Annotated in this window: 15 protein-coding genes; 9 read left to right on the top strand and 6 right to left on the bottom strand. The window is 61.2% G+C overall.

Features of this window, described 5'->3' with window-relative positions:
- Nucleotides 1-25: 25 nt before the first annotated feature.
- Both EIC84_RS17805 and tgt read right to left on the bottom strand, forming a co-directional pair.
- Nucleotides 26-1,447 carry a GGDEF domain-containing protein gene (locus EIC84_RS17805; RefSeq protein ID WP_003065626.1) on the bottom strand — a complete coding sequence of 474 codons (1,422 nt, stop codon included), beginning with the start codon at nt 1,445-1,447 and terminating at the stop codon, nt 26-28.
- A 273-nt stretch (nt 1,448-1,720) separates the two neighbouring features.
- Nucleotides 1,721-2,893 carry a tRNA guanosine(34) transglycosylase Tgt gene (tgt, locus tag EIC84_RS17800; RefSeq protein ID WP_003065625.1) on the bottom strand — a complete coding sequence of 391 codons (1,173 nt, stop codon included), beginning with the start codon at nt 2,891-2,893 and terminating at the stop codon, nt 1,721-1,723.
- A 121-nt stretch (nt 2,894-3,014) separates the two neighbouring features.
- Here tgt and EIC84_RS17795 point away from each other — a divergent pair, with 121 nt between their 5' ends.
- Nucleotides 3,015-3,488: a universal stress protein gene (locus tag EIC84_RS17795; RefSeq protein ID WP_012836812.1), complete on the top strand. Its 474-nt coding sequence runs from the start codon at nt 3,015-3,017 to the stop codon at nt 3,486-3,488.
- A 55-nt stretch (nt 3,489-3,543) separates the two neighbouring features.
- Here the strand turns inward: EIC84_RS17795 and EIC84_RS17790 are convergent, their stop codons facing one another.
- Nucleotides 3,544-4,023 (bottom strand): hypothetical protein, encoded by a 480-nt coding sequence (locus EIC84_RS17790; RefSeq protein WP_050788965.1) that lies wholly within the window; start codon nt 4,021-4,023, stop codon nt 3,544-3,546.
- A 38-nt stretch (nt 4,024-4,061) separates the two neighbouring features.
- Nucleotides 4,062-4,586 (bottom strand): MarR family winged helix-turn-helix transcriptional regulator, encoded by a 525-nt coding sequence (locus EIC84_RS17785; RefSeq protein ID WP_012836814.1) that lies wholly within the window; start codon nt 4,584-4,586, stop codon nt 4,062-4,064.
- Nucleotides 4,587-4,702: 116 nt separating this feature from the next.
- Here EIC84_RS17785 and EIC84_RS17780 point away from each other — a divergent pair, with 116 nt between their 5' ends.
- From EIC84_RS17780 to EIC84_RS17745, 8 genes are all read left to right on the top strand, one after another.
- Nucleotides 4,703-7,015: a bifunctional salicylyl-CoA 5-hydroxylase/oxidoreductase gene (locus EIC84_RS17780; protein ID WP_003065620.1), complete on the top strand. Its 2,313-nt coding sequence runs from the start codon at nt 4,703-4,705 to the stop codon at nt 7,013-7,015.
- Between the two features lie 146 nt (nt 7,016-7,161).
- Nucleotides 7,162-7,932, top strand: coding sequence for an SDR family NAD(P)-dependent oxidoreductase (locus EIC84_RS17775; protein WP_003065618.1), 771 nt, complete (start codon nt 7,162-7,164; stop codon nt 7,930-7,932).
- A 21-nt stretch (nt 7,933-7,953) separates the two neighbouring features.
- Entirely contained in the window at nt 7,954-8,808 is an 855-nt protein-coding gene (locus EIC84_RS17770; RefSeq protein ID WP_003065616.1) for an enoyl-CoA hydratase family protein, read from the top strand.
- A gap of 1 nt (nt 8,809) precedes the next feature.
- Nucleotides 8,810-9,973, top strand: a complete 1,164-nt coding sequence (locus EIC84_RS17765; RefSeq protein WP_003065614.1) for an acyl-CoA dehydrogenase family protein — start codon at nt 8,810-8,812, stop codon at nt 9,971-9,973.
- 53 nt (nt 9,974-10,026) lie between these two features.
- Nucleotides 10,027-11,637, top strand: a complete 1,611-nt coding sequence (locus tag EIC84_RS17760; protein WP_003065612.1) for a benzoate-CoA ligase family protein — start codon at nt 10,027-10,029, stop codon at nt 11,635-11,637.
- A gap of 77 nt (nt 11,638-11,714) precedes the next feature.
- A complete protein-coding gene (locus tag EIC84_RS17755) occupies nt 11,715-12,176 on the top strand; it encodes a thioesterase family protein (protein WP_003065610.1) in 462 nt (153 codons plus the stop codon).
- A gap of 2 nt (nt 12,177-12,178) precedes the next feature.
- Nucleotides 12,179-12,571 (top strand): RidA family protein, encoded by a 393-nt coding sequence (locus EIC84_RS17750; RefSeq protein WP_003065607.1) that lies wholly within the window; start codon nt 12,179-12,181, stop codon nt 12,569-12,571.
- Between the two features lie 169 nt (nt 12,572-12,740).
- Complete coding sequence (locus tag EIC84_RS17745; protein ID WP_080554141.1) at nt 12,741-13,412, top strand: GDSL-type esterase/lipase family protein; 672 nt, start codon at nt 12,741-12,743, stop codon at nt 13,410-13,412.
- A 38-nt stretch (nt 13,413-13,450) separates the two neighbouring features.
- Here the strand turns inward: EIC84_RS17745 and EIC84_RS17740 are convergent, their stop codons facing one another.
- Both EIC84_RS17740 and EIC84_RS17735 read right to left on the bottom strand, forming a co-directional pair.
- The gene (locus EIC84_RS17740) at nt 13,451-14,665 is read right to left on the bottom strand and encodes a phospholipase A (protein ID WP_003065601.1); all 1,215 of its coding nucleotides are present in this window, start codon (nt 14,663-14,665) and stop codon (nt 13,451-13,453) included.
- Nucleotides 14,666-14,714: 49 nt separating this feature from the next.
- Nucleotides 14,715-15,038, bottom strand: a complete 324-nt coding sequence (locus EIC84_RS17735; protein WP_003065599.1) for a hypothetical protein — start codon at nt 15,036-15,038, stop codon at nt 14,715-14,717.
- Nucleotides 15,039-15,066 lie beyond the last annotated feature (28 nt).

Genomic DNA, 15,066 nt, shown 5'->3' with positions numbered 1-15,066 from the left:
GTGGGGTCTGAGCTGCGGGTACAGCTCAGCAAAGCTGTGCCACGACGCGATCGCGCCCGGAAGCCTTTGCGTCATACAAAGCCTGATCTGCATCCTGCAGCAGCAGATCAAGGCTTTGATGTGCTTGCAGCCGGCTGGTATGGACCAGACCTATGCTGACCGTGGCACTCATCGTCTTGTCATTCATGGGCACGCGCAGCTCCCGGATGGCGCGGTTGATGCGCTTGGCGATCTCCTGCGCAGCGGTTGCGTCCACCTTGGGCAGGGCCACGGCGAATTCCTCGCCTCCCATGCGGCCCACGATGTCCTGAGCGCGCAGCACCTGACTCAGGGTCTGGCTGAAGCTGCGCAGCAATTGGTCGCCTCCCGCATGGCCGAAGCTGTCGTTGATCTGTTTGAAATGGTCGAGATCCAGCATCAGAATGGCAAAGGGCTGGCCATCCTGGCGGCAACGCTCCAGTATTCTTTGCCCCTGCTTCATGAAGGCACCGCGTGCCAGCATATCGGTCAGAAAATCGTGGTTGACGGCATGACTGAGCTTTTGCATCAGCTCGTTGCGCGCCATATGCGATCCGGCCACCGCCAGCGGGCCCAGCACCAGCATGCATAGCCCCATGCGAAATGACAGCGTTTCGAGAAAATGAGCGGGTGTGAATTCAAGCGTGCCCAGCGAAATGAAGATGATGCTGCTCAGGCAAAGTGTTGCCGTGATCAGCGTCAGACTGAAGATGCGATAGCTCAGCGCGCACCATATGAGAGCCGGCAGCGAGAACGCCAGCGAGCCGGGACCTTTGATCCAGTAGCTGATGGCCTCCAGCGCAATGACAGACAGCAAAGGCAGGACGCGGCGCATGGGGGAGGGCTCGCCCAGATGCCCAACTGGCTGCTTGCGTGTCGGCCAGGCCAGAACAATGGGCAAAAACATCATGTAGTTCAGCCATTCGCTGCTCAGCCACATGGAAAAGGCCTGCCAGTGCGGCGTCCCGAAAACGGCGCTCAGCACCGGAGCTCCCAGCAGCGCGGCCGTCAGTGCGCCCAGACCGCTGCCCACAAACAGCAGCAGGGCGGAGGACTGGCGTTGCATGAACAAAGTGGCATGGCGCTGCCTGTGCATCAGCGCCCAGGCCGCGCCCACACCGGCCATATTGGCGATGCTCAGCAGGATCGCCACATCGAGCCGGCTGCCCGTGAGCAGATCGGCTGCGATATAGGCTGCCGAAACCGCCAGCACCGAGCTCGGGCGCAGCCAGTCAGGGCGGTGCAGCAAAAGGCCCAGCAGCAGCGCGTTTGCGGGCCAGATCGCCGAGAGAAATCCCATGGGGCGCCCCAGTATGCCCAACAAGGCGGCTAGCAACACCAGGCCCCCAAGCCCGAGCGCCGCTGCCCATGTCCTGGGGGCAGCGGTCTGCGGCAGCGGCGTTGGCTTGGGTGCGGAGGCTTCGGTCATGGGAGAGGGGCCGCGAGCGTTTCGTGGAATTTTCTTCAGTGGCTCTTTGCGAATTCGATATCAATCGCCAAAAATGCCTGTTGTTGCCGTCAGATGTTGTGGTTCTAACAAAAACATATAGAAAAACGATTGCCAAAGCGGTTTTGCAGCGCGCAATTGACGATGTTTTTCATTTGACGGACTCCAGACAAACCGGATGTCAGCCGCCGAATGAAAAAAGCCAGAGACTCGCTCTGGCTTTTCGAGGTTCTGCTGCGGCAGATGATGGGTGGCTCAGACCCCGCGTGCGCGGTCGGCCTTGAATTGGGCGCGGAACTCGGCAAAAGTGCCTGCGTCCAGTGCGTTGCGGATTTCCTGCATCAGGTTCAGGTAATAGTGCAGATTGTGGATGGTGGTGAGCATGGGGCCCAGCATCTCGCCGCAGCGGTCCAGGTGGTGCAGATAGGCACGGCTGAAGCCTTCGCGGCCGCCATCGTCCCAGCTCACGCCGCTCTTGCCCGCGCATGCGTGGCAGGTGCAGGTGGTGTCTATGGGCTGGTGGTCCACCTTGTGACGAGCGTTGCGGATCTTCAGATCGCCGTAGCGCGTGAAGATGGTGCCGTTGCGCGCATTGCGGGTAGGCATCACGCAGTCAAACATGTCGACGCCATCGGCCACGCCTTGCACCAGGTCTTCGGGTGTTCCTACGCCCATCAGATAGCGCGGCTTGTTGGCGGGCAGCAGATGCGGCGTGTGGGCCATGATCTCCAGCATTTCGTCCTTGGGTTCACCCACGGAGACGCCACCCACGGCATAGCCGGGGAAATCGATTTCCAGCAGACCCTGCAGCGATTCCTCACGCAGATTGGTGTACATGCCGCCTTGCACGATGCCGAACAAGGCATTGGGGTTTTCCAGGCGCTGGAATTCCTCCTTGGAGCGCTTGGCCCAGCGACGGCTCATCTCCATGGACTTGCGCGCTTCGGCTTCGGTGGTCTTCTTGCCGTTGGTTTCGTAGGGCGTGCACTCGTCGAGCTGCATGACGATGTCCGAATTCAGAATCGTCTGGATCTGCATGCTGACCTCGGGCGACATGAACAGCTTGTCGCCGTTCACGGGACTCTGGAAATGCACGCCTTCTTCGGTGATCTTGCGCATCGCACCCAGCGACCAGACCTGGAAGCCCCCCGAGTCAGTCAGTATGGGCTTGTCCCACTTCTCAAAGTCGTGCAGACCGCCAAAGGACTTCATGATGTCCAGGCCTGGACGCATCCACAGATGGAAGGTGTTGCCCAGAATGATCTGTGCGCCCATTTCTTCGAGGCTGCGCGGCATCACGCCCTTGACGGTGCCATAGGTGCCAACGGGCATGAAGATGGGGGTCTGGACCTTGCCGTGGTTAAGCGTCAAGGTGCCACGGCGCGCGTGGCTGGTCGGGTCGGTCTTGAGAAGGTCAAACTGCAGCATAGCCCGCTATTTTCCCAGATGCCCGCAAGCACTGCTGCAATAGCCGGTGCTTGCCCCAGATTCGCAACCCGTCTTTGCAGCCTGGGCCTACACTGGTGCGCAAGACGAACAGGAGGTTGCCATGCTCAAGATCATGATCGCGGTGGATGGATCGGATGTCGCACTTGAGGCCGTACGCCACGGCATCAAGCTTTTGCAGAGCGGACTGGATGCTCACTTTGTAATAGCTCATGTGCAGAAGGAGGCCACGCTGCTGGAGCTTGCAACCACAGATTCAGATCTGATCGCCAACGCCAGCATCGAAGCCGGCATGGATCTGGTGGCGCCTGCACAGGATCTTCTCAAGGAGGCAGGGGCCTCCTATGAAGTGGAGATCAGCCTGGGCGAAGAGGCCAATACCCTGATCGATATTGCCGAGAGCAATGAATGCGATCAGATCATCATCGGTGCCACGGGCCAGAGCGGCCTGGGCAGCATTCTGATCGGCTCGGTCTCACGCGAGGTGGCCAGACACAGTCGGCTGCCGGTGACGATTGTGAAAATGCCCGAAGTGGCCGAGGCGGATGACAACTCCGCTGAAGATGCTGATTCCTGATTTGATAGCGCTATGCGCTTGACCAATAAGCGCTGGAAGGAAGTTTGACTGGAGGTCAGGCCGCACGACGCTGCTGGCCGGATTCACGTCTTTGCCAGCTGCTGCGGCTGCCTGCACGATGGGCTGCAAATTTGCCATGTGGCATGCTGGCCAGGCGCATCAGCATCCAGCGGCAATAGCCTTGCACGCTCAGGCATTTGTTGATTTCTTCTTCGGGCAGCGGGCCGGAGACCACGACCAGCCGGTTTGCGCCTTCCCAGTCTCCTGCCATGCGCAGACGGCGTTGCGCGCCCATGGCCCAGGAGTGAATGCGGGTGGGGTGACCATGCTGGTGCACGCGACCGGTGATTCGGTCAAACGCGATGGCGACCAGCTCGGTCTTGAGACGATAGGGCCGCTCTCCCGTGATGGCGTTGGGCGCATCACGCATGTCGTAGAGATAGTAGAACCCGGACTTGAGCCGATATCGCAGATGCAGTAAATCCATGAACCATGCCCCCCAAGCCTGTGTCACGCAGGACTGCGTGCAGGGCATTCTCCATGAAATTGTCACAAAACGGTGTTTTTTCGGACTCAGGCACTTTCTGGCGAGCTCAGCACCTGTCTGAGCTTGCCCAGTTGTTCATACAGATCGCTGGCGTTTTTGCTGCCCAGCGGAGTCAGCAACTGCTCAAGCCATAGCTCATGCGCAGCAGCCATGGCCTTGAACTGCTTTTTGCCCGAGCGGGTCAGGCGCACGATCATGGAGCGGCGGTCTTCCTCGTCAGCCACGCGTTCCACCCAGCCTTCGGCCACCAGTTGATCGGTCAGTCCGGTCACATTGCCGCCGGTCACCATCAGATATTCCGACAGGGTCTTCATGCGCAGACCTTTGGGAAAGCGGCTGAGTTGTGCCAGGTAGTCAAAACGAGGCAAGGTCGTGCCGAACTCTGTGCGTAGCTGGCTGCGAATGACTTGCTCAATCTGTGTGCTGCAGGTCAGAAGGCGCAGCCACAGGCGCACGGCTTGATGGTCGGAGTGGGACAGGCCAGCCTCGCGTCCCGGGGCTTCGGGCATGTCGATGGAGAAATCCGGATTGTGTTGGGCCATGGTTGGCATGGTGCGCAAACTAGCGTGCTTTGGGTTCAGGGTTTGGCCGGATTCTAGTGAAAATTTCATGCATTAATAATTTAGATATAAAGTAATTTTTCAAAAGCCAGGAACGGATCACTGTCATGAAAATTGTCTGCATAGGTGGTGGCCCCGCCGGCTTGTACTTCGCTTTGCTGATGAAGCAGATGAGCCCTGCGCATGAGGTGACGGTGGTGGAGCGCAACAAGCCCTACGACACCTTTGGCTGGGGCGTGGTTTTCTCCGATGCCACCATGGACAATATGCGCGACTGGGACCCGGTGACAGCCGCGCAGATCGAGCAGGCTTTCAACCATTGGGACGATATCGAGTTGCTGTTCAAAGGGCGCAAGATTCGCTCCGGAGGACATGGTTTTGTGGGGATTGGCCGCAAGCATCTGCTCAATATCCTGCAAGCACGATGCGAACAGCTGGGTGTGAACCTGGTGTTCGAGACCGATGTGCAAAGCGACGAGGACTATCCGGATGCCGACCTTGTGATTGCCTGCGATGGCGTGAACTCGCGCATTCGCAGCAAGTACGCCGACATCTTCAAGCCCGATATCGTCACCCGCCCCAATCGCTATATCTGGCTGGGGACGAACAAGGTCTACGAGGCATTCACCTTTGATTTCGTGCGCACGCCGCATGGCTGGTTTCAGGCGCATATCTACAAGTTCGACGACAAGACCTCGACCTTCATAGTGGAGACCACGGAGGAATGCTGGAAAGCCAGCGGTCTTGACACCGCCGATCAAGAGCAGTCCATTGCCTTCTGTGAAAAGTTGTTCGCGGACAATCTTCAGGGCGAGAAACTGATGACCAATGCCCGCCATCTGCGCGGCTCGGCCTGGATCAACTTTCAGCGCGTGGTCTGCGATCAGTGGTGGTTGAAAAACCGCAAGGGCAGCCATGTGGTGCTGATGGGCGATGCCGTGCATACGGCACATTTCGCCATTGGCTCAGGAACCAAGCTGGCGATTGAGGATGCGATCGAGCTGGCTCGCCAGTTCAAGCTGCGGGGTGATGCGGCTGCGCATATTCCCGAGGTGCTGGCGGCCTATCAGGAAGCGCGTCGCGTTGAGACGCTGCGCATTCAGAATGCGGCCTGGAATGCGATGGAGTGGTTCGAGGTCTGCGGCCAGCGCTATTGCGACCAGCTGGAGCCCGAGCAGTTCATGTACTCCATGCTCACGCGCAGCCAGCGCATCAGCCATGAAAACCTGCGCCTGCGTGATGCGCAGTGGCTTGGCGGCTATGAGAAATGGCTGGCCGAAAGAAGCGGTGTTGCGGTCGATGCCAAGGCGCCGCCGCCCATGTTCCTGCCCTATACCCTGCGCGGCATCACGCTGAAGAACCGTATCGTGGTCTCTCCCATGGCGCAGTACTCTGCGGTTGATGGCGTGCCTGGTGAGTTTCACCTCGTTCACCTGGGTGCGCGTGCGCTTGGCGGTGCCGGTCTGGTGTTCGCCGAGATGGCCTGTGTCAGCCCCGAGGGGCGCATCACGCCTGGCTGCCCAGGTACTTATAGCGCTGAGCAAAAGCAGGCCTGGAAACGCATCAGCGACTGGATTCACACCAACACCGATGCCAAGTTCGCCATGCAGATCGGCCATGCGGGTGCCAAGGCCTCGACGCGGCTGGCCTGGGAAGGTACGGATCTGCCGCTGGAGCAGGGCAACTGGCCCGTCATGGCAGCGTCGGAGCAGCAATATCTGCAGGGAGTGAGCCAGATCTCCAGGGCCATGACACGCGCCGACATGGATGAGGTGCTGCAGCAGTTTGTGCATGCTGCGCAAATGGCGGCCGACATCGGCGTGGACTGGCTGGAGCTGCATTGTGCGCACGGCTATCTGCTGTCGGGCTTTATCTCGCCGCTGACCAATCAGCGCAGTGATGAATATGGCGGCAGCCTGGAAAACCGCTTGCGCTACCCGCTGGAAGTGTTCAAGGCCATGCGTGCCGTTTGGCCGCAGGACAAGCCCATGTCCGTGCGCATCTCTGCCCATGACTGGGTGCCGGGCGGCATCACGCCCGAAGATGCGGTACAGATTGCCAAGGCCTTCAAGGCCGCAGGTGCCGATCTGATCGACTGCTCATCGGGGCAGGTCAGCAAGCTCGAAAAGCCGGTGTTTGGCCGCATGTATCAAACCCCGTTTGCAGACCGCATTCGACAAGAGGCCGGTATTGCGACCATGGCCGTGGGCGCGATCAGCGAAGCCGACCATGCCAACAGCATCATTGCTGCAGGACGTGCCGATCTGTGTGCGATTGCCAGACCGCATCTGGCCAATCCGGCCTGGACGCTGACCGAGGCCGCCAAGATAGGCTACACGCCTATCGTCTGGCCCAAACAATACTTCCAAGGCAAGCGCCAGATGGAAGCCCTGTTCGAGCGCGAAAAGGCCTTGAAATGAAGCACCCCCTGAGCCGCTGCGCGCCTTCCCCTCCTCTCTCCACACGCTGCGCGCTATGGGAGGGGGCGGCACCCGTGGCGTGGGGTGGCTCTTCCTTGGTGTTCGTGTGGCGGTTCGCGCCAGTTTCGTGAGCGATGGAGAACTCAATGACAGGCGATCTGAACGATCAACATGCGCTGGTGACAGGCGCGGGCCAGGGCATTGGCGAGGCGATTGCACGCCAGTTGCTGGCGCAGGGCGCTCGCGTCACGGTGCTGGGGCGTCGCGCCGAGCCGCTGCAAAAACTGGTGGAAGAACATCCCGGTCAATGCCGGATGGTACTGGCCGATGTGGCGGATGAGTCACAGGTGAAAACGGCGTTTGAAAAGGCAGTGGCTGCGCAAGGTGCCATCAGTATCCTGATCAACAACGCAGGTCAGGCCGGCAGTGCACCATTCATGAAGATGGATGCCGCGCATTGGCAGCAGATGCTGGCCGTCAACCTGAGCGGCACCATGCACTGCATCCAGCAAGTGCTGCCGGCCATGTCCGCTTCGGGCTGGGGGCGCATCGTCAATGTGGCCAGCACGGCCGGTTTGATGGGCTATGCCTATGTCGCAGCCTATGTGGCGGCCAAGCATGGCGTGGTGGGTCTGACACGAGCTCTGGCGCTGGAGTACGCCAAGACCGGGATCACCGTCAACGCCGTCTGCCCCGGCTATACCGAAACCGAGATTGTCAAAACCGGCATTGACCGCGTCGTAGCCAAGACCGGCCGCACACCAGAGCAGGCAATGGCCGAGTTCGTCAAATCCAACCCTCAAGGCCGCCTGGTACAGCCGCACGAGGTGGCGGACGCCGTGCTGTGGCTATGTGGGCGAGGCGCATCAAGTATTACCGGGCAAGCCATAGCCGTCGCTGGTGGCGAAGTCATGTGAACCGGATCTTTGGAGACAGACATGAGCGAATATGAAATCGATCCAGCGCTGCAAGCTGGCAATCACAAGCTGCTGGCGGGCTATAAGGCCACGCATTTCCAGTGGCAGGTGACAGATGGTGTGGCCACCATCACCCTCAATCGCCCGGAGCGCAAGAATCCGCTGACGTTTGATTCCTATGCCGAGCTGCGTGACCTGTTTCACCAGCTCAAGTGGGCGCAGGATGTAAAGGCCGTGGTGCTGGTCGGCGCGGGCGGCAACTTCTGCTCGGGCGGTGATGTGCATGAAATCATCGGTCCGCTGGTCGCGCTCAAGGCTCCCGAGTTGCTGATGTTCACCCGCATGACGGGCGAACTGGTCAAGACCATGCGAGCCTGCCCCCAGCCCATCATTGCGGCAATCGATGGCGTATGTGCGGGGGCAGGGGCCATCATGGCCATGGCCTCGGACATGCGCCTGGGCACTGCGCGCAGCAAGACCGCATTCCTGTTCAACCGCGTGGGGCTGGCGGGCTGCGACATGGGGGCCTGCGCCATGCTGCCGCGCATCATTGGCCAGGGCCGTGCGAGTGAGTTGCTCTATACGGGGCGCAGCCTGGGCGGAGAGGAGGGTGAACGCTGGGGCTTCTTCAACCGTCTGAGCGAACCTGAGAGCGTGCTGGCCGAGGCGCAGAAGCTGGCCGCCGATCTGGCTGCCGGTCCCAGCTTTGCCAACGGCATTACCAAGACCATGCTGCACCAGGAATGGGCCATGACCATAGAGCAGGCCATCGAAGCCGAAGCCCAGGCCCAGGCCCTGTGCATGCTGACCGAGGATTTCTCGCGTGCCTATCACGCGTTCGTGGCCAAGCAAAAGCCAGTCTTTCAAGGAAACTGATATGGCAGACACCAGCTATCTGAAGTGGCCTTTTTTTGAAGCCCATCACGCTCGTCTGGCCCAGTCGCTAGATGCCTGGGCCAGGCAGAACATTGCGCATTCCCATGGCGCCGATGTGGATGCCGAATGCCGGCAACTGGTCAAGGCCCTGGGCGAGGCCGGCTGGCTGCGTCATGCGGTTGCGGGTACGGCCTATGGCGGTGCGGGAGAGCATATTGATACAAGAGCCATCTGCCTGATCCGGGAGACTCTGGCGCGTCATAGCGGGCTGGCCGACTTTGCGTTTGCCATGCAGGGTCTGGGTTCGGGGGCGATTTCTCTGGCGGGCAGCGAGGAGCAGAAAAAACGCTATCTGAGCCTGGTGGCCAGGGGCGATGCGATCTCGGCCTTTGCGCTGTCCGAGCCCGACGCCGGCTCGGACGTGGCGGCCATGGCCTGCGAGGCCAGGCTGGAAGGTGATCACTATGTCATCAACGGCGAGAAGACCTGGATTTCCAACGGGGGGATTGCCGACTTCTATGTCGTTTTTGTGCGTACCGGCGAGGCTGCGGGTTCGCGTGGTCTGTCGGCACTGATCGTGGAGGCCGGCACCCCGGGCTTTGAGATTGCCGAGCGTATCAACGTCATCGCGCCACACCCGCTGGCGCGTTTGAAGTTTTCGAACTGCCGCGTGCCTGCCACCCAGCTCGTGGGCGCGGCCGGCGAGGGCTTCAAGGTGGCGATGCGCACGCTCGATGTGTTCCGCACCTCGGTGGCCGCCGCATCGTTGGGCTTTGCGCGTCGTGCCATGGATGAGGCATTGCAGCGCGCGACCAGCCGCAAGATGTTCGGCGGCGTGCTGGCTGATTTTCAGCTCACCCAGGCCAAGCTGGCGCAGATGGCCACGCAGATCGACAGTGCGGCGCTGCTGACCTATCGCGCAGCCTGGTTGCGTGACCAGGGCGAGAACGTGACAAGGGAAGCCGCCATGGCCAAGATGACGGCGACGGAAAACGCCCAGCAGGTGATCGATGCCGCCGTGCAGATCTGGGGCGGCCTGGGCGTGGTCAGCGAGCAGCCTGTGGAGCGCCTTTACCGGGAGATTCGCGCCCTGCGCATCTACGAAGGCGCGACCGAGGTGCAGCAGCTCATCATTGGGCGTGACCTTATCAAAAGTCATAGCTGATGGCGATTTTGTATCAAGCGTTTGATCCTGTTTTTGCCTGAAAGATCGGAATCATGTCGTACACCGCGCATATCGATACCTTTGCTGCCGACAACCTGCCACCGCCCGAACAGCAGCCCGAGTTCATTTTCGAGCTGCCCGAGCTGCGGTTCCCCGAGCGCCTGAACTGTGCTGTGGAGCTGCTGGATAGACATGTGAGCGAGGGGCGCGGCGACCGCTTGTGCATTCAGGCCGAAGGCCTGCGCTGGAGCTATGCGGATCTGCAGCTCAAGGCCAATCGCATCGCCAATGTGCTGACGCAGGAGCTGGGACTGCAGCCGGGCAACCGCGTGTTGCTGTGCGCACCCAACAATCCCATGATGGTGGCCTGCTGGTTTGGCGTCATCAAGGCCGGGGGCATTGCCGTGGCCGCCATGCCGCTGCTGCGGGCCAAGGAGCTGTCCACCATCATCGACATAGCGCAGATCAGCCATGCGCTGTGCGATGCGGCACTGCGCACCGAGGTGCAGGGTGCGCAGGAAAAAACCAGCACGCTCAAGGCCGTGCGCTATTTCAACAGTGTGGAAGCCGATGCACTGGAGCGCCTGATGGAGCGGGCGGGCGATGACTTCCAGGCCGTGGAAACTGCAGCGACCGATACCTGTCTGCTGGGCTTCACCTCGGGCACCACGGGCGTGCCCAAGGCCACCATGCATTTTCATCGTGATGTGATGGCGGTCTGCGCCTGCTGGCCCGTGCATACGCTGCGTGCCAATGCCGACGATGTGTTCATAGGCAGTCCTCCGCTGGCATTCACTTTCGGGTTGGGGGGGCAGGTGCTGTTCCCTATGTCCATCGGGGCCAGCATGGCCTTGCTGGAGAAAGCCGGCCCCGTCCAATTGGTTGATGGCATTGAGCGATTTGGTGCCAGTGTGGTGTTCACTGCGCCCACGTCCTATCGTGTGATGGCCCAGCAGGGCGAACGTATCCGCCGCACCCGGCTGCGCAAATGCGTGTCGGCGGGCGAGGCCTTGACCGCCTCCACACGCGCGCTGTGGAAGGAGGCGACCGGTATTGAAATCATTGACGGCATCGGTTCTACCGAGATGCTGCACATCTTCATCTCGCACCGCGAAGAGGAGGCCCGTCCCGGTGCCACCGGCAAGGCCGTGCCCGGCTATCGGGCCAAGGTGGTGGATGATGCGGGGCTCGAGGTACCGCCCGGCACCGTGGGCAGACTGGCCGTGCAGGGTCCAACGGGGTGCCGCTATCTCAACGACAGCCGTCAGACCAAGTATGTGAGCCGGGGCTGGAATCTGACGGGCGATGCCTATCTGATGGATGTCGACGGCTATTTCGTTTATCAGGCACGCACCGACGACATGATCATCTCGGCCGGATACAACATCGCTGCACCCGAAGTCGAAGAGGCCCTGATGCAGCACGGTTCTGTGGCTGAATGCGCGGTGATTGGCGTGGCCGACAGCGAGCGAGGCCAGATCGTCAAGGCTTTTGTGGTGCTGCGTGCCGGCCATGTGGCCAGCGATGCCATGGTCATGGAGCTGCAGGATTTTGTGAAGAGCCAGGTCGCTCCCTACAAATATCCACGGGCCGTACAGTTCGTCGATCAGCTGCCGCGCACGGCCACGGGCAAGTTGCAGCGCTTTCGCCTACATCAAACCTGATTGCCATGTTTTTAAAAGCTGCATGCGCCTGATTGAAAAGCGCTGCAGGCAGATTTTGCCGAAGGAATTGTTTGGGAATGAATGAAGTGGCAATGGCTTCAAAACGCTTTGTGACGCAGGTGCCGATTCGTTTTGCGCACTGCGATCCGGCGGGCATCATCTTCTTTCCCCAGTATCTGGTGCTGTTCAACGGGCTGGTCGAAGACTGGTTCAACCAAGCGCTGGGCCTGAGCTATGCGGACATGCTGCACAAGGACAAGGTGGGCCTGCCCATCGTGCATCTGGAGTGCGACTTTCGTGCCATCACCCGCATGGGTGAAACCGTGAGTCTGGGCCTGTCGGTTGCCAAGCTGGGCAATCGTTCGCTGACGCTCGATGTGGATTGCACAGGCCCTGAGGGACAGCTGCGCGTGACGGCGCAGAAAGTGCTGGTCTTCACCAGTCTCCAAACCCATCAGGCCATCACTGCGCCGCAACATATCCGCCACGCAATCGAGCGTTGGCAAAGTTCATCCAATCCAACAGAAAACAGGAGTTGAACATGCAAGTACTGCTGCCTCCGGGCTGGCCCCGGCCCAAGGGATATGCGAATGGCGTGGCCGTCAGCGGCCGCCAGATCTATGTGGCCGGCATGATAGGCTGGGACGCCGAAGGTCGGTTTCATACTGACGACCTCGCGGCGCAGGCCAGACAGGCTCTGCACAATATCGTCGAGGTGCTGCAGGCCGGTGGAGCCAAGCCTGAACATATCGTGCGCATGACCTGGTATATCACCGACAAGAAGGAGTATCTGGCGCAGCAGGCCGAGATCGGCAAGGCCTATCGCGAACTGATCGGTTCATTCAGCGTGGCCATGACGGCCGTGCAGGTGGCTGCCTTGATCGAGGACCGGGCCAAGGTGGAGATCGAGGTGACTGCAGTCGTGCCCGACTGATTGGCAATCTGCGCACGCATAGCCGCTGGGCCTTGGGCGCAGCGGTTTTTTACGGCTGCTGCTTTGCAGTCTTACCGTTGTGCAACGCGGCTTGCATGGAGGCGGCGGAGGCTGGGCTATCCTCGCGCTGCCCTCCAGCCGTTGCACACCCGCTGTTTTGCGAGATGCCATGAAGCCGATATTTGACCCGTACCGACGCCATGTTCTTCAATGCATGCGTGCCGCAGCATTGCTGACAGGTGGTGCCATGCTGCTAAGCGCCTGTGGCAAGAAGACGCCCAAGGCCGCAGCCGTTCCTGCCGGGGCTACCGTGCTGGCGCTTGGTGACTCCTTGACGCAAGGTGTTGGAGCCAGCGCAGATGCCTGCTACCCCAGCCTGCTGGCCGAGCGCACGGGTTGGAAGGTGGTGAATGCAGGTATTTCGGGCGAGACCAGCAAGCAGATTGCGGACCGTCTGCCGGGGCTGCTCGATGAGCACGGGCCATCGCTGGCGATTCTGTGCGCCGGTGGCAACGACTGGCTGCAGCGCAGGAGCGAGCAAGTTGTGCAAGGCGAGATCACGCGCATGCTGCAGCTGTGCAAAGCCAGGGCGACGCCCGTGCTGCTGGTGGCCGTGCCGGAGCTGAGCCTGAGTGCAGCGTTGACGGGGCGCATGAAGGATCACTCCATCTACCAAACCTTGGCCAAGGACAACCGGGTGGCATTGCTGGCCGATGCCTGGAGCGAGGTGCTGGGCAATAGCGCCTTGCGCGCCGATCAGGTGCATGCCAATGCCGCAGGCTATGCGCGGTTTACCGAGTTGCTGGTGGCTCAGGCCCGGGCTTCTGGCTTTCTGGCGTAAATCACGGCTCGGCCCAGCGGCTGCGGGCCAGGCCGGCTTCAGAAGTCCAGCAGGCTCAGGCCCACGCTGAGTACCGTGCGCTTGTTGTTGTAGTCGATCAGACTGTCGCCATAGCCGCTGAACAGCTGAACATGCAGGCGCAGATTGCTCTTGCCGCCGTTCCAGCCTTGGCCCAGGGTGCGCAGCCACTCGATACGACCGGAGCCCTTGCCCTGGCCCAGCGAACCGCGTGCAGTCAGGCCCAGATAGTTCTGCTCGTTGACGTTCCAGCCCAGCTTGACTTCACCGCGACCGATGTAGTCCTGGATGTGGGGGTTGTCGTCCTCGAGCGCGCTCTCCTTCATGCGCTGCCAGGCCTTCAGATGCAGCTGCCAGCGGTTGCCCAGCTCGGCGCCGGTCATCAGATACCAGCGGTTCCAGCTGCGCGACAGCGGGTTGCTCTGGCCGTTCGACTGATGAGCTATGCCTATGCCCGAGTAGCGCCAGCGCCAGCCCAGCGGCAGCTGGGCGTCCGTCGGGTAGACGTAGAACACCTCGGGCTCGTGGTCGGTGGTGCGGAAGGGCCGCGAGATATCGCCGTTGAACAGCTGCCAGTAGGACTGCTGGGTATAGCCGAACCACAGCGAATCCTTGCCCTTCGAGGTGGGGCCGGTCAGCAGGCCGGAGGCAATCTTGGTGCGGGCCGAGAGCTGCAGGCGCATCTCGTGCTTCTGGTAGGGCTGCTCGGTCGCCAGGCCGCGGCTGGGCGAATAGGGCTGCTGATTGACCTCGTCGCCCACGACCACGGAGACCGACATGGGACGGTAGCCGCGGAAGTTGAAAGTGCCGCAGTCCGTGCCGGGCTCCAGCTCGAAGTAGCGCGACACCTCGGTGTAGCGCGGATCACGGCAGCCGCCGTTGTTGGGTGAGAGACCCAGGCCGCTGTCGGCGCTGGCGACAGTCGCCCCAGCCGCACTGGCGGGCGCGGCATCGTTCGCCGAGGCGGTAGCGGCAGTGAGAGCCGGCGCAGCTTGTGCGCTGGCTGCAGGTGTACTCCAACCGGTGGCAGGGGGCGCAACCGCCGGGCCTTGCTTGTGTGCCCAGGCATCAAAGCAGGCCAGGCGGTCGTTGTTGCTGGTGGTGGCAGCACATTGCTGCCAGCTTTCGGGGGGCGGCAGTTCCGCGCTGCTGGCGGTGGTTGGGTTCAGGCCGCCGACCAGTGCCAGGCCGATGCTCAGGGTCAGGGGGGGCGGGGTAAAGAAGCGAATACTCATGGGTCAATCAATGCACAGGCCGGTTGCGGTTGGCAACACCCAGCCCTGCTCAGGGTTGGGCCTTGCGCATGATGAACGCACGTGGTGGAACATTTTCTCCCTCCTGGTAACTGCCGTGAATTTCTGTACCGCAACTGCCCTCGACCACTTCGCCCAGCCAGGTGCCGGTGATGCGTGAGCCGTCTGCGCTTTCTTCAAGAGTGACCGTACCCTCGTTCACATCGCCCACCATGGGATGGCTGCTGCCCAGGCGGCTGACGCTGCCTTTGACATTGCCTTCCCATTCGGGATGCGGGCCCAGCACCATGCGGGCGGTTTCCTCACTGCCGGCGACGGAGCCCGTCCATACGCCTTGCAGCTGCTTGTCGCTCATCTGCCAGTCTCGCGCGCAAGTGCTGACA

Origin of the sequence: Comamonas sp. A23 (genome assembly GCF_004522605.1) — a bacterium.
GTDB lineage: Bacteria > Pseudomonadota > Gammaproteobacteria > Burkholderiales > Burkholderiaceae_C > Comamonas > Comamonas thiooxydans.
This window is presented reverse-complemented; position numbering and strand designations above follow the sequence as displayed.